Origin of the sequence: Amycolatopsis umgeniensis (genome assembly GCF_014205155.1) — a bacterium.
Lineage (GTDB): Bacteria > Actinomycetota > Actinomycetes > Mycobacteriales > Pseudonocardiaceae > Amycolatopsis > Amycolatopsis umgeniensis.
This window is the reverse complement of the sequence record NZ_JACHMX010000001.1, coordinates 5,053,457-5,072,617: the sequence shown is the minus strand read 5'-3', so window position 1 is coordinate 5,072,617 and position 19,161 is coordinate 5,053,457. Positions and strand designations below refer to the sequence as shown.

Genomic DNA, 19,161 nt, shown 5'->3' with positions numbered 1-19,161 from the left:
GGTGACCCGTCATCTCCCCCGATCCATGCGGGCCAATGAGCGCCTCCACGCGATGATCCCCGGAGGCGCGCACACCTACGCCAAGGGCGACGACCAGTACCCGGAGAACCTGGCACCGGTCATCTCCCACGGGCGCGGCGCGCATGTCTGGGACGTCGACGGGCACGAGTACATCGAGTACGGCTCGGGGCTGCGCGCGGTCAGCCTCGGGCACGTGCACCCGCGGGTCAGCGAAGCCGCCAAGCGGGAGATCGACCGGGGCGCGAACTTCGCTCGTCCGTCCATCGTGGAGGAACGGGCGGCGACGAAGTTCCTCGAGACCGTCCCCACCGCGGAGATGGTCAAGTTCGCCAAGAACGGTTCGGACGCCACCACGGCCGCGGTCAAGCTCGCCAGGGCGGCCACCGGCAGGCCGTTGGTGGCGATCTGCCGCGACCACGCCTTCTTCTCCATCGACGACTGGTTCATCGGCACCACCGCGATGTCTTCGGGGATCCCGGACGAGATCACCGGCCTGACCGTTTCGTTCCCGTACGGCGACCTCGCGGCGACGGAAGAACTGCTGCGGGAAAACGCGGGCCGGGTCGCGTGCCTGGTCCTGGAGGCGTCCACCCAGCTCGAACCGCCCGCCGGCTACCTCGTCGGCCTGCGGGAACTCGCCGACCGGTACGGCTGCGTCCTGGTCTTCGACGAGATGATCACCGGTTTCCGCTGGTCGGAGGCGGGTGCGCAGGGGCTCTACGGTGTCACGCCGGACCTCTCGACGTTCGGCAAGGCGCTCGGCAACGGGTTCGCCGTCTCGGCGCTGGCGGGCAAACGCGAACTGATGGAGCTCGGTGGCCTTCGCACCGCCGGGGACCGCGTCTTCCTGCTGTCGACCACACACGGCGCCGAGACGCATTCGCTGGCGGCCGCGATCGCGGTCATAGAGACCTACACCGAAGAAGGCATCGCCGCGCGGCTGCACGCGCTCGGCGATCGGCTCGCCGCCGGGGTCCGCGAAGTCGCGGCCTCGGCAGGGGTCGAAGAACACGTCGTCGTGCGCGGCCGGGCGAGCAATCTCGTCTTCGCCACACTCGACGCGGAGAAGAAACCGTCGCAGGACTATCGCACCTTGTTCCTGCGGCAGCTGGTCACCGGTGGGATCCTCGGACCGTCGTTCGTGGTCAGCAGCGCGTTGTCCGAAGAAGATGTCGACCGGACAGTCGAAGTGGTCTCGCAGGCTTGCCTCGTGTACCGCAAAGCGCTCGACGCGGATGATCCGGCGCCGTGGCTGGGTGGCCGTTCGGTCAAGCCGGTTTTTCGGAGAAGGGTATGAGTTTAGGGATCGCATATCGCTCGGCCGGCTCGCGCGCGCTTCGCGTCGCTTTGTCGGTATTACTGCTCCAGGTCGCCGTTGAATCCCCAGCGGTGGCGACACCAGAGCCGACTCGAGGGGTGTGCGGCACGACCGTCGGCGTCCCTTCAGCGCCGGAAGGTGCCCAGGTCATCGAACCGGGCACCGATCTGACCGACAAGACCCGCTTCAGTCCTCCGGGGAGCACGTTCTGGCTGGCCCCCGGCACGCATACGCTGAGTTCCGACCAGTTCGGCCAGGTGATGCCCAAGGACGGCAACGTCTACCTCGGCGCGCCCGGCGCCGTGCTGGACGGACGCGGGATCAATCGCGCGGCCTTCACCACCTCGGCCAAGGATGTGGTGATCCGCGGGCTGACCATCCGGGGTTTCGTCGCCGAACGGGATCAGGGCGTGGTCAACCACGATTCGGGCGAAGGCTGGACCATCGAAAGCAACATCATCGAGGACAACGACGGCGCCGCGATGATGACCGGATCCGGCCAGCGGGTCATCGGGAACTGCCTGCGGAACAACGGGCAGTACGGCATCAACGCCTACCGTTTCGGCGGCGGGCTGTCCGATCTGGTGATCGAAGGCAACGAGATCGCCGGGAACAACACCGGCGACTGGGAGACGAAGATCCCGGGCTGCGGTTGCAGTGGCGGCGCGAAGTTCTGGGCCGTGAACCGTGCCGACATCACCGGCAACTGGATCCACCACAACCACGGTGTCGGTCTCTGGGCCGACACGAACAACAACGACTTCCTGATCGAGGACAACCTGATCGAGGACAACGCGTCCGAGGGGCTGTTCTACGAGATCTCCTACAACCTGGAGCTGGTCGGGAACACGTTCCGGCGCAACGCGCTGGTGCAGGGCCGCACCCGGGCCGCGAAGGGTGACAACTTCCCGGTCGCCGCGGTGTACCTCAGCGAATCCGGCGGCGAACCGAGACTGCCCGCCCGGACCAGCCAGATCGACATCCGGGGCAACATGTTCTCCGACAACTGGTCGGGGATCACACTGTGGGAGAACGCCGACCGGTTCTGCAACAGCCCGGCCAACACCTCCACGCTCTCCTGTACGGAACTGGTCTCACCGACGACCGCCTGCTCCGATCCGGGCATCAAGACCGAACCGCTGTACGGCGACTGCCGGTGGAAGACCCAACGCGTTCTGGTGCACGAGAACACGTTCGAGTTCGATTCGACGATGGAGGGCTGTCTCGGCCTCTGCGGACGGATGGCGGTGCTCTCGAACTACGGGACCTTCCCGGCCTGGTCGCCGTACCGCGGGCCGGTGATCTCGGAAGCGATCACCTTCCGCCAGGACAACCGGTGGTACGACAACCAGTACTACGGGCCTTGGACGTTCGTCGCCCACGACACGTCGCGGCGGCTGACCGCGGAACAATGGAAGGCGGCGCCCTATCTGCAGGACGCCTGCAGCGGGTTCGGAGAGTCGACGACGTGCTGAAGGTTCACCTGTAAGTGTCCATCTGGGACCGTCCATAGTGGCTTACCGTTTCCGGTATGCCCGCGTTCCTGGTCATCTTGATGCTGCTCGCGACAGGAGTCGTCACGGCCTCCCCGGCTCTGGCGGCTCCTGTCGCGGTCTGCGAGGCGGGCCCGATGAGCCCGCCGAAACCGGACGGTGCCGTGGTCGTCGAACCGGGGACGGATCTCTCCGCCAAGACGCGCGAACTCCCGGCCGGCACGACGTTCTGGCTGGCCGGGGGCAAGCACACCCTGGGCCAGGACGAATTCGGCCAGATCATCCCGAAGGACGGCAATGCCTACCTGGGCGCACCCGGCGCCATCCTGGACGGGGGCGGCGTCAACCGCTACGCGTTCACCCAGCAGGCACGCGACGTCGTCATCCGCGGCCTCACGATCCGCGGTTTCGCGGCTCCGCAGGATCAGGGCGTGGTCAACCACGACTCCGGTGAACACTGGACCATCGAGGGCAACACCATCGAAGACAACCGCGGCGCCGCGATGATGGCGGGACCGCGTCAGGAGGTGCTGCGAAACTGCCTGCGCGACAACGGGCAGTACGGCATCAACGCCTATCGGGCGGGCGACGGGATCACCGGGCTGCTCGTCGAGGGCAACGAAATCACCGGGAACAACACCGAAGACTGGGAGAAGAAGGTTCCCGGCTGCGGCTGCAGCGGCGGCGCCAAATTCTGGGCCGTGGACGGCGCCGACATCCGCGGCAACTGGGTCCACCACAACCACGGCGCGGGCCTGTGGGCGGACACGAACAACAACGACTTCGTCGTCGAGGACAACCTGATCGAGGACAACGAGGCGGAAGCTCTGTTCTACGAGATCTCCTACAACCTCGTGGTCCGCGGGAACACCTTCCGGCGCAACACCCTCGTCCAGGGACGCGCTTTCGCCGCTCGCGGAGACGATTTCCCGGTCGGGACGATCTATCTGTCGGAATCGGGCGGTGAGCCGCGCGTTCGTGCCAGGACTTCGCTGGTGGAGATCGTCGACAACGTCTTCGAGGACAACTGGGCCGGGATCACCCTGTGGGAGAACGCGGACCGCTTCTGCAACAGCCCGGCGAACACCTCTTCCGGCTCGTGCACGCGTCTCGTCCCCTCGGTCTCGTCCTGTTCTTCTCCGGGGATCGCCTCTCGTCCTTTGTACGATGACTGCCGGTGGAAGACCCAGCGGGTCTCGATTCACGGCAACAAGTTCTCTCACGGATCTTCGTGCACGGCGTTGTGCGGGCGGATGGCCGTCTTGGCGAATTTCGGGACCTATCCGGAGTGGTCGCCTTATCGGGGTTCTTCCGTTTCGGAGGCTGTCACTTTCCGGCAGGAGAATCGGTGGTACGACAACGCTTATACGGGCTCTTGGCGGTTCGTCGTTCATGACACTTCGCGGACGGTGGGGGCTTCGGCTTGGCAGGCGGCTCCTTACTCGCAGGATGCTTGTAGTTCGTTTGGGGGCGGTAGGTGTTGAGGGTCGGGTTCGCGCGGTGACGATGTGGGAATTGGGACACTCAACGTCCCAATTCCCACATCGTCACGACCTTTGGGTCGTGAAAGGTACTTTCGTGCGAGCCGAGAGCAAAATTGTCGGTGCTCGGTCGCACGATGTTCCGGTGCGACGAGGAATCTGGACAACCGACCCCTTGCTCACCGCTCCGGACCGGCCGGAAGTGGTCCGCGCGACCGATCTCGAACAGATCGGTGTGCCACGCCGGACCATCTCCCGTCGATGCGCGGCGGACGGGCCCTGGCGAACTCTGCTACCCGGCGTCGTCCTGCTGAGCAACGGTCCACCAAGCGACGAGCACCGCGTCCACGCCGCGCTGCTCCATGCCAGGCAGAACGCGGTACTCACCGGCACTTGGGCGCTCCGGCGGCACGGCCTGGAAAGGGTTCCTCGGCAGGAGGAGGTCCATGTCCTCATTCCGGCGAACCGCGGTGTCGCCAACGCCGGATTCGCCCGCGTGGAGCGGACTCACCGGTTGCCCCGCCCTCACCTACGAGGTGGGCTCCCCGTCGCGCCCGTCCCTCGGGCCGTCATCGACGCCGCCCGAAGACTCACCGACCGAGACGAGATCCAGGCGCTGATGGCCGAGTCCGTCCAACGCCGCTTCTGCACCACCGACATGCTCGCCGAGGAGCTCGACCAAGCCGGCCGCACCGGAACCGCCCTGGTCCGCAAGGCCCTGACCCCGCTCCAGGCCGGTGCGAGATCCGTCGCCGAAGCCGATGCTTGGGAGCTCTGGCAAAGGTCCGGTCTCCCGCCGGGCCAGTGGAACGTTCCCATCTTCGACGCGAACGGGAACTACATCGCCACCCCGGACTTCTGGTGCGACGAGATCGCCTTCGCGTGGGAGATCGACTCCTACCGGCATCACGCGAATCTCGAGGACCATCGCGCGACCGTCGCCCGCAACGCCCGGTACGTCGCCGCGGGGATCGTCGTGCTGCAGACGCTGCCGTCCCGGTTGCGCACCGAGCCGGACGAGGTCGAGCGCGAGCTTCGAGCCGCGTTCCGGACCGCGCAAGCCCGGCCTCGCCCGAACGTCAAGCGGGTCGCGTGAGCCGGTCCACCGCCCACCCCACCACCGGCACCACCGCGACAGCCACCCCGAAGCCCCCGAAGGTGTCCGTCGGATAGTGCGCCCCCAGCGCCACCTCGGCCCACCCCATCGCGAGTCCTGTGAACGCGACCAGCCCCACCAGCACCCCGGCACCGGCAAGAGGCCCGAGATCGCGGACGTCGATCACCAGCAGCGCGACCACCGTCGCCACGGTCACCGCGAAGGCCGTGTGCCCGCTGGGGTACGAGAGGAACTCGCCGTGGATCAGCCTGCCCGTCAGGGGTTTCAGGCCGGTGGTCAGCGCCACGGTCACCCCGGAGGCGGCGACGAGCAGGATCGCGGTCCGCGGCCGTCGGTGCCGCAGGCACAGCCAGCCGAACAGCGCGATGACGACGACCGCGCCCACCGGTTCGCCCGCGAAGTCGATCGCGGTCGCCAGGTACCAGAGCGGTCCCTCGACCCTGTCGATCACCGGCAGCACCAGGGCGTCCAGTCCGGCGGTGTGGGAGGTCCCGGCGTAGCGCACGGCGAGGACGAGGGCGACGAGGAAGCCGAAAGCGCCCAGAGTCCAGAGCGGGATCCGTGCCCGTGGCGGGAGCGCCGGAGGACCCGCGATCACGCGTCGATCGCGGCCTGGTAGCCGCCGACGAGTCGTTCAAGGCCGACCTTCGGCGTGAATTCCTGTTCGTAGACCAGTCTGGCCGCCCAGCCCATTTCCTGGTTCCGCTCGGCGTCGCCGATGATCTCGCGCAGCCGCGCCGCGAGCGAGTCGGGGTTCCCGGGTTCGTGCAGCAGGCCGGTGACACCGTCTTCGACGAGTTCGCGGAAGGCGCCGTGGGCGGCGGCGACCGTCGGGACGCCGGCGGCCATCGCCTCGACCACGACCAGTCCGAAGGCTTCCAGCCACTCCGAGGGGGCGACGACGGCGTTCGAGCGGGCGATCAGGTCCCGACACTCCTCTTTGGACTGAAGCCCGACATAGCGGACGTCGTCGCGCCCGTGGGCCCAGCGCGCGACCTCGTCCTGCATCGGGCCGGTGCCGGCGATCACCAGCGGCGGCAGGGGGCCGCCCACCGCGGCGAGCTGGTCCCAGGCCGTCATCAGCAGGCCGATGCCCTTTTCCGCGGTGATCCGGCCGAGGAACAGCACATGATCCCCCGCACCCTTGCGCGTCTGGCCCGGATCGGCGACGTAGTTGTACTTCACCGCGAGCCGTTCGCCGGGCATCCCGGCGGCGATCAGCACCTCACGCTGGGCTTTCGAGATGCAGAAGAACCGCGAGACCCCGGACCACCAGCGTTTGCGGTTCAGCACCAGACTCGCCGCCATCGGCACGGTCGCGAGCCCCGAGCCGCGGTAGCACCCGTGCCGCACCGCCGGGATCGGCTTGCGTCCCACGCAGTCGGTGCACACGTAGCCCTCGCGGTACAGCGTGCCGGGAGGGCAGATCAGGCTGTAGTTGTGCACGGTCGCGACGGTCGGGACCCCGGCGTCGGCGCAGGCGGCCAGCACCGACGGCGACAGCAGCGGGAAAGTGTTGTGGATGTGGACGACGTCCGGCCGGTCGTCGGCCAGCCGCTTGGCCAGTTCCGCGCGTACGGCCCGGTTCCACGGCACCTGGAGCGGGACGACGGCCTTGCGCGGCAAGGACATCTCCGCGATGTCGTCACTGCGCTTCTCGAACAGGCCGACGTCGTGCCCGGCCTCGCCCAGCAGCGCGACCTCTTGGTCGACGACGTTGTTCTCGCCGCTCGGCTGCTCGGATCTGTACCGGTTGTGGATCACGAGGACCTTCACGCGGACTCCTTGAGAAACTCGGGTTCGTCGGCGGGCGCACGCACCAGCAGCGACGCGGCCAGCGCGAGGTGCAGCAGGTACGGCGACGCGTCGCCGAGGCCCGCCTCGGTGTAGGAGGCGGAAAGACAGTAGGTGATCAGGAAGATCGCGCACGCCCTGGCCGGTGACGGCGGCCGCAGCACCGCGACCACCACCAGCACGAGCAGGAACGCCGCCACGATCGCGATCCCGACGAAACCCTGCTCGTGGTAGACCGCGAGCCAGCTGCTGTCGATCGGGAGCCCGTCATAGGACTTGTCGGTGAGACCGACGCCGAACAGGTACTCCAGCGTCGTCCGGGGCGCGCCGAGCAGCGCGTCCCACACCTTCGCGCGGCCGGTGAGGCTGGAGAAGTTCTCCTCGGACTGCCCCCGCAGGAACCACGTCTGCAGCAGCCCGCCCAGCACGACCACGGCGAACACGCCGCCGAAGACCAGTCCGGTGAACACCTTGCGGGCGCGGGCGCTGGACATCCATTGCGAGATCAGCGCCACCACGGTCCCGGCCACCAGGCCGAGCATCGCGGTGCGGGTGTGGGTCAGCAGCAGGACCCCGAACGACGGGATGATGACGACGAGCGCGTTCCGCCGGTCCAGCTTCCCGCTGAGCCACAACAGGGTGGTGAGGCCGATGACGATGGCCGCGTACTGCCCGACCTGCGGCGGGGTCAGCGGCCACAGCGTCCCGGTGAGCCGCCCGCCGTACTCGAACGGCATCGCGTTGCCCGGGCCCAGCGCGAGCCCGATCACCACCGTCACGAGCACCACGCCGTAGGCGCGGATATGCGTGCGGACGAGATCCAGCCCGCCGTTCCACCAGCGGGTCAGCAACCACAGCGTGCTGAGGAAGAGGGTGAACCGGAAGCAGCGGAACAGCGCGCCGAAACCGCCTTCGAGGTTCAGGCTCGCGACGATGCTCAGCACCAGCAACAACGTGAGCAAGGAGAGGTACGCGCTGGGCCTGATGCGCAGCTTGCTGTTCAGGGCGAGCGCGATGACGAACGCGGCCCCCAGCGAGCCCATGGTGATCAGCTGGCTGACCGACCTCGGCAGCGGGATGACCGTCTTCGCGCCCGTCGAGCCCAGGGTGTTGATGATCAGCAGCGTCCAGGCGATGCCCGCCGCCTTGGGGATGCCCCGGATCGCCGCCGCGGGCCGGACCGCGGGTTCCAGCATGTCAGCCACCTCCCGCACGCACGAGTTTGCTGCCCTGGTCCTGCCGGTACGGCGAACCCTGCCACTCACCGAAGCCCAGCACCCGGCTCGGTTCGAACGCCACGAAGTTCCACGGCCCGGAGTAGGTGTTGTCGTAGAGCCGGTTGCCCTGGTCGAACGTGATCGCCTGCTGCACGACCTCGCCCTTGTACGGCGACCACTCCGGGAACGTGCCGAAGTTCGCGAGCATCGCCATCCGCGAGCAGCTCTCCTCGCAGTTGGTGACGGCCGGGTCGAGCACGAACCGGTTGTGGTGGATCTCGACGCGCTGAGTCTTCCACCGGCAGTCCGCTTTCAGCTCGCCCGCCGCGATGGCGGGCTGCGCGCATTTCCCCTGTTCGGGGACCAGCCGTGTGCAGGAACCGGACGACGTGTTGGCCGGGCTGTTGCAGAACCGGTCGGAGTTCTCCCAGAGGGTGACCCCGTTCCAGTTGTTCTCGAACGTGTTCCCGGAGATCTCCAGTTTGTCGGTGCGCGCCTTCACCCTCGGCTCGCCGCCGGATTCGGAAATGTAGATCGACGCCACCGGGAAGCTGTCGCCTCGGTCGATGTAGCCCTTGCCGTCCACCCAGTTGTTCCGGCGGATGGTGTTGCCGGTGATGACGGCGTTGTAGCTGGTCTCGTACATCAGGGCGGAACCGTCGTTGTTCTCGATGACGTTGCCCGCGATGCGGAAGTCGTTGTTGTTCGTGTCTGCCCACAGCCCGACGCCGCGGTTGTCGTGCACCCAGTTGCCGGTGATGTCGGCGCCGTTGACCGACCAGAACTTGATGCCGCCGGTGCAGCCGCAGCCGTCGATCTTGCTTTCCCAGTCGCCGGTGTTGTTGCCGGAGATCTCGTTGCCCTCGACGACGAGGCCGGTGATCCCGTTGCTCTGCGCGTAGGCGTTCATCCCGTACTGCCCGTTGCGCCGCAGGCAGTTCCCCCGGACCTGCTGCCGCGCGCCCGCCATCAGCGCCGCGCCGTCGTTGTCCTGGACGGCGCTGTGCTCGATGACCCAGCCGTCGGCCGAATCATGGTTGACCACGCCCTCGTCGTGCGGCGCGGCGAAACCCTGCACGGTCAGGTACTGGATCTTGACGTCGGCGGCGTTGCCGGAGAAGGCGTACTGGTTGATCTTCCGGCCGTCGAGGATCGCGTTCGGGCCGCCGAGGTAGACGTTGCCCTGCTTCGGGTTGACCTGGTCGAAGCGGTCGTCGCCGAGTTTGTGCGTCCCCGGTGCCAGCCAGAACGTCGTCCCGGCCGGGCTCGACCGTGTCTTCGTGGCGAGGTCGCCCGGCACCGCCGGGTCGATCTTCACCGCCCCCGCCGGCGCTTCCGCCGGACCCGCCGGCAGTTTGTCGCACACCTGCGCGATCGAACCGGCGGGCGCCTTGGCCGGATCCGGTCCCGGCCCGGCCTCGTCGGCCGGGGTGGTGCAGGCGGTGAGCGTCAGCGGGCCGAGCAGCACCAGAAGCGCTGCCCGGCGGAGGCGGTGCGGTCGTGCGATCACAATGGGGGATCCTCGTTGCCTGATTCGAAGGTGAGCGTGGTGGTGAACTCGGCGCCGGTTCCGCCGCCGAGCAAGGTCCACGCGGGTTCGCGGCGGCCGAACCCGGCCGAGTACCAGCCCACCGGCGGCGAGGTCTCGCCGCGGTGCGCCGACCACCGTAGTTCCGGCGGCAGCTCGAGTGAAGCCGTCCGGCTCTGGCCGTCGACGGTCCAGGACAGCTTCGCCGTCCCGCCGGAGAGCACGACCTCGACGGCCGGGCCGAAGTGGAACGCGAGACGGCAGCGCGGTGCCTCACCACCGCGGACCTCGTCGAAGATGCGCAGCGTCGAGTCCTCCAGTTCCACCGAACGCCGGTGGATCGCCGGGGCGTAGCCGTCGTGTTCGGCGCTCCAGCGCGACGGCGTCCCGGCCCCGGTCACGGTGGTGACGGCGTGTTTCGTCCACAGGAACGGACCGCCGGAGACGGACTGGTCGGTGCCGGCGAGCTCGAGTGTGTTGTGCCCGGCCGTGGACCGGAAGTACGACCGCCATTTCGGCTCACCGTGGTAGCAGTAGGTCCCGGGGTCGGCGAGGATGTCGACGCCGTCGTGCCGGACCTCCACCGAGAGCGCGTCCGCGTGCGCGTGCGCGGCGATGGACAGGAAGCCGTGCGGCCCGCCGTCGCAGCGGGCCCAGATCTCGCCGTCGCGCAGGATGGTCATCCCGGCGTCGGCGAAGTCGTCCCGCCGCCGCACCGGGCGCTGGACGCGGACCTCGATGTCCTTGGCCAGCGAGGAGAAGAGCGGCGTCCGGACATCTCCGCCGCGCCTCTCCGGCCACCAGTCCAACCGTCCGAAAAGGACGGATCCGGTGTTGAGCAGCGACGCCCAACGGCTCGTCTCGTCGCCGTCGACGATCAGCCCGAAGCCGTCGTCGGCGTCGCCCTGCCGCGGCGGCCGCAGTCGATTGTCCACAATGGACGCCAGTGCGTCGGTCATCCGGAGCAGCACGAGCCAGGTCGACTCCGGCACCGCGACACCGGCGGCCCTCGCCTCGAGTGCCCCGGCGAGCCCCAGTTCCAGGACGAGCCCGTGGTACTCGGTGGCGAGTTCGCGGTTGATCCCGGAGTCGAAGGTGTTGTGCCGCAGCATCTTGTCCAGCGACGCCAGTGCCGTGTCCCGCCACTGGGCCGACTCCGGGAACCAGGCGAACGCGCAGGCCGCGGCGAGCTGCCCGGCGTCCTCGGCGATCACGTGGTTGTTCGCCGACGAACCCCGGCTCGGGAACGCGGCCAGCCAGCGCTGGTGGTGCCAGATCTGGCCGAGCGCCACGGGGTTGTCCTCGAACAGCGCCGGGGCGGGCGCCCAGCCGTCGAGCAGGCGCCGGACCCACACCCACGACAGCAGCCGGATGCCGAGCTCGATCCCGCTGACCCAGTGCACCCCGCGCATCGGCGGGTTCGCCGCCCACCACGACCTCAGCTGCGCGGCGACACGCTCGGCGTACCGGTCTTCGCCGGTCAAGGCGTACGCGGCGGCCAGCACGGTGAGGTGCTGGTGCCGGGACGGCTCCCAGATCTGCTTGATGTCCCCGACGGCTTCCTCGCTCCGATACGGGATGTCGAAGGAGTACACATCGGACGGTGCCCGGCGACCGGTCTTCGGGTCGAACGACCAATCCGGGTCGACGAGGTCGTCCCGTTCGACGCCGAAGTACTCGGCGTGGCCGTCCATCAGGCGGTCCGCGGTGACGAGCAGATCCTTCACCGCTTCACCGGAAACGGCGGCGAGGACCTCGTCACCGGGCACCGCCGCGAACCGGCGGTCCGGCAGCCAAACCGCCTTCTCCCCCGCCACCCCGCGCCACTGGCGTTTGCGCACGACGTCGGTGACCCGGCCCGCGATCTCGGCGGGCCCCATCCGCGACAGTCTTCGCAGGTACCAGGACGGATCCATCAGGCCAAACCCTCCTTGGCGTTGATCCGCACCGCGGCACCGGTCTCCAGGCTGCGGTTGACCGCGAGCGTGGCCAGCGTCGTCGAGACGAGCGAGTCGACCGAAACCGGCATCGCGACACCGGTCTTCAGCGCGTTGACGAACGCTTCGAGCTCGGCGGCCTGGCCCTTGTCACGGCCCTTGGGGATCCGCGAACTGGCCCACTTCTTGCGGCCGAACACCGACGCGCGCGCGAAGTCGTCGAACTTCAGCACCTTGCCGTCGGCGGTGACGTCGATCGTTTCCTTGGGGAACGCCGACGAACCGCTCGTGGTGTACGCGATCGACGCGGTCGAGCCGTCCGGGTAGCGCAGCAGGATCTGCAGGTCCTGGTGACCGGGCGTCGCGGTGGCGTACACCGAGACCGGGTCGGATCCGAGCAGCCAGCTGACCGTGTCGATGAAGTGACCGCCCTCTCCCGCGAACCGCGAACCCTCGCTTTCGGCCTGGTTGTACCAGCTGCCGGCGTCGAGCTGACCGGCGTTGACCAGGTACCGCACGGAGGCCGGGCCGATGCGCGGGCCGAAGTGGAGCACCGACTCGTTCAGCAGCGGGGCGAAGCGGCGGTTGAAGCCGACCTGCAGCCGGTCGTTGCCGGACTCCTCGATCGCGCCGAGCACGACCTCGAGTTCCTTCTCCGAAAGCGCAAGGGGCTTCTCGACGAAGACGGCCTTGCCCGCGAGCAGCGCCCGCCTGGTCAGCTCGGCGTGCGAGCTGTGCCGGGTCACGATGAACACGGCGTCGATCGAGGAGTCGTCGAGCATCGTGTCGAGGTCGGTGGTGGCGCGGGCGAAACCGAACTTGCGTTTTGCGTTCGCGCCCGAGAGCGCGGAGGTGGTGACGACCTCGGTGAGGTGGACGTGCTCCATCTCCGCCAGATGCGGCAGGAGCATCGAGGACGCGTAGTTGCCCGCGCCGATGAACGCGACCCGTACGCCGCCGCCCTTGGGCACCGCCCGGGTCGTCACGGTCTTCGGCATGGCGACCGCGGTGACCTGTTCGGTGACGGCGGCCGGGCGCTTCTCGTACTCGAACAGCACCGCGACGGCCTTGAGCTCGCCCTCGTTCAGCTTCCGGTACGTCTCGACGGCGTCGGAGAAGTCCGACATGTGCGAGATCAGCGGCTCGACGTCGAGGCGGCCGCTGCCCATCAGGTCGACGACGCATTCGAGGTTGCGGCGCTCGGTCCAGCGGACCTGGCCGATCGGGTAGTCGCGGCCCTCGAGTTCGTACTCCGGGTCGTAGCGGCCGGGGCCGTACGACCGGGAGAACCGGACGTCGAGTTCCTTCTCGTAGTAGGCGTTCCACGGCAGGTTCAGCGAGCACTTGCCGATGTCGATCACGCGGCCGCGGTCGCGGGCCAGCTTCGCGGCCAGCTCCACCGGCTCGTTCGTGCTGCCGCCCGCGGCGAGGTACACCTGGTCGACGCCGTGCCCGGAGCTGATCTCCGCGACCGCCGTGTCGATGACGCCGGAGCCGGGGTCACCGCATTTGAGCGCGCCGAGCTGTTCGGCGAGCGCGCAGCGCGCCGGATCCGGATCGACGCCGACCACGCGGACCCCGGAGGCGACCAGCAACTGCACGACCAGCTGGCCGATCAGGCCGAGCCCGATGACCAGCGCGATGTCACCGATCTGCGGTTCGCCCTGGCGGACGCCCTGCATCGCGATCGAACCGACCGTGCCGAACGCGGCGTGCCGCGGGTCGACGCCGTCGGGCACCTTCGTGTACAGGTTCTTGGGCACCCAGTTCAGTTCCGCGTGCAGCGCGTGCTCGTTCCCGGCGCACGCCACGTAGTCCCCGACGGCGACGTCGTGGATGCCCGCGCCGACCTCCTCGACCACACCGCACAGCGAGTAGCCCAGCGGCGTGTACGAGTCGAGTTTGTTCATCGCCTTGCGGTAGGTGGCGCCGAGCCCGTTGGTCGCGACGCTCTGCATCACCTTCGCGACCTGGTCCGGCCGCGCCTTCGCCTTGCCCACCAGCGAAAGACTCGCCTCGGACACCTTCATCATCTCGGTGCCGGTGGAGATCAGCGAATAGGCGGTGCGGACCAGCACACCCCCCGCCTTGCACGCGGGGACTTCGACGTCGAGGAGCGCCAGCTCCCCGCTCTTGTAGTTCTGCACTACCTGCTTCACGTCGCTCCTAAGCGGATCGGGCCGAAACGGCGCCGCGGTACCAGTACTCGAGGGTCAAGATGTGCCAGAGATGCTTGGACCGGTCCTGCTGCCCGGACGCGTCTTCGTCGACGAGCCGTTGCAGGGCCTCACGACGGAGGAACCCGGCCTTCACCAATTCACCTTCGTTCGTCACCTCGCGCACCAGCGGCGCGAGGTCGCGGCTCATCCAGGCCCGCAGCGGCGCGCTGAACAGGCCCTTCGGCCGGTGCACGATCTCGGCGGGGAGGATCGAGAGCGCCGCTTCCTTGAGCGCCATCTTCCCTTGGCGCTTCACGATCTTCTTGTCACCGGGGATCCGGAACGCGGCCTTCACGACCTCGATGTCGACGAACGGCGTCCGCACCTCGGTGGAGGCAGCCATGCTGGAGCGGTCGGTGTAGGCGAGGTTCAGCCCCGGCAGGAAGAGCCGGGAATCGGCGAGGCACATGCGGTTCACGAAGTCGGTCAACGTGTTGTCGTGATAGGTGTCCGCGTGCTCGGTGATCACGTCGTCCACCGCGCCCGCGAGATCCGGGTTCAGCAGCCCGGCGAGCTCGGCCTGGTCGTACATCGTGTAGCTGCGCCGGAACGCGGTCTCCTCCGGCAGTTCCGCGAACGAGAGGAACCGCTTGGCGAACCGGACCGAACGGAACCCGCGCTTCGACGTCGCCACCGGCAGTCTGTCCACAAGGGACTCCACCGGTCGGCGGACGAGACCGGGAACCCGCTGGTACTGCACGGCGATCTTGTTCGCGAGATGTTTGCGGTACCCGGCGAACAGCTCGTCGGCGCCCATCCCGGACAGCATCACCTTGACACCGGCCTCACGGGCGGCGGTGCAGATCAGGTAGCTGTTGATCGCCGCCGGATCGCCGATCGGCTCGTCGAGGTGATACGTCATCCGCGGCAGCAGGTCCAGGACTTGCGGCGCGATCTCGATCTCGTGCAGGTCGACGCCGAACTTCGCGGCGACCTTCTTCGCGTACATGAGGTCGTCCGGCATCGCCTCGAACTTCGCGTCCTCGGCCCGGAAACCGATGGTGTACGCGGAGATCCCGGGCTGCTCGCGCGCGGCGAGCGCCGTCAGGTAGCTGGAGTCGAGGCCGCCGGAGAGGAACGTCGCGACCGGCACGTCGGCCATCAGGTGCTTGCGCGTGGAATCCTCGATGACGGCGTTGAGGTCGAAGTCTCCTTCGTACGCCGCGCCCTCCTCGGCGACCTGGCGCAGCGACCAGAAGGTGCCGCGTTCGACGTCGCCGTTGGGCCGGAACCGCGCCCAGCTGCCCGGCGGCAGCTTTTCGGCCTCGCTGAACGCGCACCGGCCGTCCGGAACCCAGTAGTAGAGCAGGGAAGCGACGAGCGCGGTGTCGTCGACGGTCAGCGAGCCACCGAGTTCGGTGGCCAGGGCCTTCAGTTCGGACGCGAACGCGACACCCTTGCCGCGGCGCACCAGGAACAGCGGTTTGATGCCCAGCTGGTCGCGCACCAGCACGAGCTCACCCGTGCGCTCGTCGAAGACGCCGAACGCGAACATGCCGCGCAGCCGGTGCAGGCCTTCGGTGCCCCACTTGCGCCAGGCTTCGAGCAGGACTTCGGTGTCGGACGTCCCCCGGAACCGCACCCCGGCGGCTTCGAGCTCCTTCCGCAGCTCCGGCGAGTTGTACAGCTCGCCGTTGTAGGTCAGCGCGAGACCGTCCTTGACCATCGGCTGCGCGCCTGTCTCGGTCAGGTCGACGATCGACAACCGCCGGTGTCCTAAATGGACATCGCCGTCACCCGCGCGGTGGTCGTATCGCCCCGAACCGTCCGGTCCGCGATGGGCGATGATCTTGGTGAGCCGATCGGTGAGCGGTCCCCCGTCCGGCCATAGGTAGGCCCCTGCGATGCCGCACATCTGCTTTCGCTCCCCTTACAAGGCTTCGGCGTTATCCGGTGACACAGGTGAGAATCGTTTTGTCGGCTGATCCGCGTTGTCGTGGTCTTCGGGCCGCTTGTACGGCGTCGGAGGCCGTCGTCGCGCGCTCTTCTTCTCCCGCGGCGGCTCCAGCACCCGCTCGACGGTGCGTTCCGCGTCCGTCTCGACCGGCGCCACCGTCGAAAGCCGCCGCACGGGGGTGTCCTCGGGGAACATCTCGACCGGCTTCGGCGCGGGCCTCGGGCGCCGCTCCGGCATGGCCTTGCGCTCGGGCACGGCCTTGCGCTCGACGACCGGGCGGGCGGGCGCCACCGGTCGCGCGGGCACGGGCAGCGGCTCCGGGACCACACCGGCACGGCCGCGCAACGCGGTGTGCAGGCCGTCCCACAACGTTCCGTCGGTGTGGTCGCGCGGATCGGGATCCACCACCACGACACCGATGATCGGGATGCGCCTGTCGGCCAGCTGCCGCGCGACGGTGTGCAGCCATTCGGTGTTCGCGTACCCGGTGCGGACGACGAGGATCGTCTCCTCGCCGAGGAATCCGAGGTCGGTCCACGCCGTGCCGGGCTCGATCGAGCCGACGCCGATCCGGCGTTCCCTGCCGGCCACCGGCGCGTCGCCGCGGTCCAGGACCTGGATGGGGCCTTCCCCCGCCAGCTCGCGGAGTTTCGCCTTCGGCAGGTCGTCGACGAGCGAGACCGGCCCCTTCTCCGCCAGCTCGAGCGCCATGTCGACGGCGAGCGCGGCGGTGACGTCGCGGGCACCGAGGTCGAGCACCGACACCGAACCGCCCTCCTGGCGGACGGCACGGACCAGCGTCGCCGCGACCCGCTTCCGGCGGCTCGCCGCACGCGACTTCAGCAGGAGCCGCGGCGGCCTCTGCAGCTGCGCGATCACCGAAGCGCCGAGGTGCCGCGAAAGCTCGCGGCGCAACACCGGACGGTCCTTCACCACGCTCGTGATGGCCGCGAGCGCCAGCCCGGCGAGCAGTCCCAGCGCGAACCCGATCCCGGCGTCGGTGGCGAGGGTTTTGAGCAGCGAACGCGGCAGGATCCGCGGCGCGTCCACGATCTGCGTCCCGGCGGCGACCTTCGGCGTGCCGATGCCCGCCTCCTGCGCGCGGCCGTCGTAGTCGGAGATCTTCGAGTTCAGCTCCGCCCGGCGCGAGTACAACCGCTCCAGCTGGGCCGGGTTGGCGTTCCCGCGTTTGGCCTCTTCGGTGACGATCGCGCCTTCGATCGAGGTGAGCTCGGTCTGGGCCTGGTTGCGCTGGTCCAGCAGGGCCTTCTGGGTCGCCGCCGCGGCCGCCTGGTTGCGGGCGATGTACTCGGTGATGAAGGCGTCGGAGATCGCCTGCGCGCGGGCCAGCGCCTCGTCCTTGCTCTTGCCCTTGACCGTCAGCTGGAGAACGTTGTTCGTCAGGCCCAGCCCCTCGTAGTCCTTGAGGAACTCCTCCGGGGTCTGGGTGCTGTTCAGCTTCTTGAGCGCCTCGGTGGCGATCTTCGTCGTCTGGAGCACGGCGACGTCGGTCCGCATCAGCGTTCCGCTGTCGGTCGGCGAGTCGTCGGGGTGGATGACCAGGATCTGCGCGACCGCGGTCGGCGGCGACGGCAGGAGCATCGCGACCAGCCCGCCGGCGATCAGCCCCAGCAGGGCGGTGGCCAGCCACAGCCGTCGTCGTCTCCGGACCGAGACGACCAGCCGCTGCAGGTCGATGAGCGGCTCGGACTTCGTTTTTTCGGCGCTGGTCACGCTGTACCTGCCAGTGCTTCGTGGTCGGTGGGGGTGGAGGCGCCGGATCGGGTGCGGGTCGGCCGGACCGGGCGGGCCAGCACGATGCCCACCACGGCGAGGCCCGCGTCGGCGACGGCTTCGGCGATCCCGACCAGCTCCCAGTCGGACCGGGAGCCGAGGCCCGACACGACCAGGACTCCTTCCGCGTCGGCGTCTTCGACGACGGGCCGGACCGGGGACACGGTCGTCACGGTGAACCAGCGGTCGGAGAGAGCGGCGATCCGCTCGGCGGCCGCCTGCCCGGCGTGGTCGCCGTCGGCGGTCAGCACGAGCAACCGCCGGTGCGGGAGCCGGGAGACCAGGCGCCGGTAGTGGACGTCGGCGTCGACCTCGTCGGCGAAGACGTCGACGCGCGGGGTGTTCCACGGCCTGTCGTCACCCAGGAGCTTGGCCCGCAGGGTGGTCGCGGCGGGCCGCTCGTCCACGACGTCGAAGACGGCCAGCACCGGGCCGCCGATCGCCGCGGCGATCTCCTCTTCGTCCCGCAGCCGCCGGTCGGTGCGGGCGGTGAAGAGGTGCCCGAACAGGCCGATCAGGAAGAACAGCGCCGCGCCGCCGAGGGCGAGCTGCGGCAAGGTGGGCGCCGCCGCCGCGGACGGCAGCTCGGCCGAACCCAGGACGACCATGTTGCCGAGGCCGCTCGCGGTGTCGGCCGCGTTCAGGCTGGACATCGCCGATTCGATCGACGAGCGCAGGCCTTGCAGTTCGGTGCGGAGCTGGACGCTCTCCACGGTCGTCTTGCCTTCGTTGACCTTCGTGGAGAGCTCGCTGATCCGCTGGTTCGTCTGCGCGACCTGCTGGCGCAGCGTCTCGCGGCGTTCCTGCGCCAGCTGGACCGCGGCGTCGCCGGAACCGGCGATGATCTGCGTGGAGTACTTCACGAACTCTTGGGCGAGCCGATCGGCCATCCGCTGCGTCTGTTCGGCGGTGTCACCGGTGGCCTCGATGGTGATGACATTGCCCTGTGCGACCGACGTGGCCACCTTGTCCCGCAGGTCGGCGCCGGTCTCGCCGTCACCGAGTACGGCGGCGGCCCGGTCGAGCACGACCGAACTGGTCGCCACCTCGGCCTGGGTGAGCAGTTCGTCCGCCTCGCGCGGGCCCTGGAGCAGCACGCTGGACGAGGTGCGGTAGCCGGGAGAAAGGATCACCGACGATCCCGCCCCGACCAGGGCACCGAGGACGGCGAGGACCACCAGGGTCCGCCATCGCCCGCGCAAAACCTGTCCGATCATGGACAGGCGCACCGTGTCGTCAGTCAAACCGGGATCTCCCATCGGTGCCTGGCACCGCCGCAGACGGCGTATCACCAACCCCGTCGGAGAGACCGCGGAGTTGGTTACAGGATTGCCCGAGTCTTGTT

At 68.8% G+C, this 19,161-nt stretch carries 13 protein-coding genes; 4 read left to right on the top strand and 9 right to left on the bottom strand.

The window, feature by feature from the left end:
- The first annotated feature begins 1 nt into the window (after position 1).
- The 4 genes from HDA45_RS23980 to HDA45_RS42430 all read left to right on the top strand — a co-directional run bounded on the left by HDA45_RS23980 (position 2) and on the right by HDA45_RS42430 (position 5,409).
- The gene (locus HDA45_RS23980; protein ID WP_184898890.1) at positions 2-1,318 is read left to right on the top strand and encodes a glutamate-1-semialdehyde 2,1-aminomutase; all 1,317 of its coding nucleotides are present in this window, start codon (positions 2-4) and stop codon (positions 1,316-1,318) included.
- Positions 1,315-2,814: a right-handed parallel beta-helix repeat-containing protein gene (locus HDA45_RS23975; protein WP_246480771.1), complete on the top strand. Its 1,500-nt coding sequence runs from the start codon at positions 1,315-1,317 to the stop codon at positions 2,812-2,814. The genes HDA45_RS23980 and HDA45_RS23975 overlap by 4 nt, the downstream gene beginning before the upstream one ends.
- Before the next feature lie 56 nt (positions 2,815-2,870).
- Positions 2,871-4,316 (top strand): right-handed parallel beta-helix repeat-containing protein, encoded by a 1,446-nt coding sequence (locus tag HDA45_RS23970; RefSeq protein WP_184898888.1) that lies wholly within the window; start codon positions 2,871-2,873, stop codon positions 4,314-4,316.
- A gap of 142 nt (positions 4,317-4,458) precedes the next feature.
- The gene (locus HDA45_RS42430; protein WP_343072137.1) at positions 4,459-5,409 is read left to right on the top strand and encodes a hypothetical protein; all 951 of its coding nucleotides are present in this window, start codon (positions 4,459-4,461) and stop codon (positions 5,407-5,409) included.
- Here the strand turns inward: HDA45_RS42430 and HDA45_RS23960 are convergent.
- Genes HDA45_RS23960 through HDA45_RS23920 form a run of 9 tightly spaced genes read right to left on the bottom strand, consistent with a single transcriptional unit; the run spans position 5,393 to position 19,033 of the window.
- Entirely contained in the window at positions 5,393-6,028 is a 636-nt protein-coding gene (locus HDA45_RS23960; protein ID WP_184898886.1) for a phosphatase PAP2 family protein, read from the bottom strand. The two genes, HDA45_RS42430 and HDA45_RS23960, sit on opposite strands and share 17 nt — an antisense overlap.
- Positions 6,025-7,206 (bottom strand): glycosyltransferase, encoded by a 1,182-nt coding sequence (locus HDA45_RS23955; RefSeq protein WP_184898885.1) that lies wholly within the window; start codon positions 7,204-7,206, stop codon positions 6,025-6,027. The genes HDA45_RS23960 and HDA45_RS23955 overlap by 4 nt, the downstream gene beginning before the upstream one ends.
- Positions 7,203-8,420: an O-antigen ligase domain-containing protein gene (locus HDA45_RS23950; RefSeq protein ID WP_184898883.1), complete on the bottom strand. Its 1,218-nt coding sequence runs from the start codon at positions 8,418-8,420 to the stop codon at positions 7,203-7,205. The genes HDA45_RS23955 and HDA45_RS23950 overlap by 4 nt, the downstream gene beginning before the upstream one ends.
- Position 8,421: 1 nt before the next feature.
- Positions 8,422-9,951, bottom strand: coding sequence for a right-handed parallel beta-helix repeat-containing protein (locus tag HDA45_RS23945; protein WP_184898881.1), 1,530 nt, complete (start codon positions 9,949-9,951; stop codon positions 8,422-8,424).
- The gene (locus HDA45_RS23940; RefSeq protein ID WP_184898879.1) at positions 9,948-11,885 is read right to left on the bottom strand and encodes a heparinase II/III family protein; all 1,938 of its coding nucleotides are present in this window, start codon (positions 11,883-11,885) and stop codon (positions 9,948-9,950) included. Before HDA45_RS23940 ends, HDA45_RS23945 begins: the two co-directional genes overlap by 4 nt.
- Positions 11,885-14,065, bottom strand: coding sequence for a Gfo/Idh/MocA family oxidoreductase (locus HDA45_RS23935; protein ID WP_184898877.1), 2,181 nt, complete (start codon positions 14,063-14,065; stop codon positions 11,885-11,887). The genes HDA45_RS23940 and HDA45_RS23935 overlap by 1 nt, the downstream gene beginning before the upstream one ends.
- A gap of 7 nt (positions 14,066-14,072) precedes the next feature.
- Positions 14,073-15,980, bottom strand: a complete 1,908-nt coding sequence (asnB, locus tag HDA45_RS23930) for an asparagine synthase (glutamine-hydrolyzing) (protein ID WP_184898875.1) — start codon at positions 15,978-15,980, stop codon at positions 14,073-14,075.
- 15 nt (positions 15,981-15,995) lie between these two features.
- Complete coding sequence (locus HDA45_RS23925; protein WP_184898873.1) at positions 15,996-17,756, bottom strand: Wzz/FepE/Etk N-terminal domain-containing protein; 1,761 nt, start codon at positions 17,754-17,756, stop codon at positions 15,996-15,998.
- The gene (locus HDA45_RS23920) at positions 17,753-19,033 is read right to left on the bottom strand and encodes a YveK family protein (RefSeq protein WP_184898871.1); all 1,281 of its coding nucleotides are present in this window, start codon (positions 19,031-19,033) and stop codon (positions 17,753-17,755) included. The genes HDA45_RS23925 and HDA45_RS23920 overlap by 4 nt, the downstream gene beginning before the upstream one ends.
- Positions 19,034-19,161: the final 128 nt, after the last annotated feature.

What these genes read in the sequence shown, in the direction of transcription:
- HDA45_RS23975 (WP_246480771.1), top strand. Translation starts at nt 1,315, where the DNA reads ATGAGTTTAGGGATCGCATATCGCTCGGCCGGCTCGCGCGCGCTTCGC.
- HDA45_RS23970 (WP_184898888.1), top strand. Translation starts at nt 2,871, where the DNA reads ATGCCCGCGTTCCTGGTCATCTTGATGCTGCTCGCGACAGGAGTCGTC.
- HDA45_RS23950 (WP_184898883.1), bottom strand. Translation starts at nt 8,420, where the DNA reads ATGCTGGAACCCGCGGTCCGGCCCGCGGCGGCGATCCGGGGCATCCCC.
- HDA45_RS23940 (WP_184898879.1), bottom strand. Translation starts at nt 11,885, where the DNA reads ATGGATCCGTCCTGGTACCTGCGAAGACTGTCGCGGATGGGGCCCGCC.
- asnB (WP_184898875.1), bottom strand. Translation starts at nt 15,980, where the DNA reads ATGTGCGGCATCGCAGGGGCCTACCTATGGCCGGACGGGGGACCGCTC.
- HDA45_RS23920 (WP_184898871.1), bottom strand. Translation starts at nt 19,033, where the DNA reads ATGATCGGACAGGTTTTGCGCGGGCGATGGCGGACCCTGGTGGTCCTC.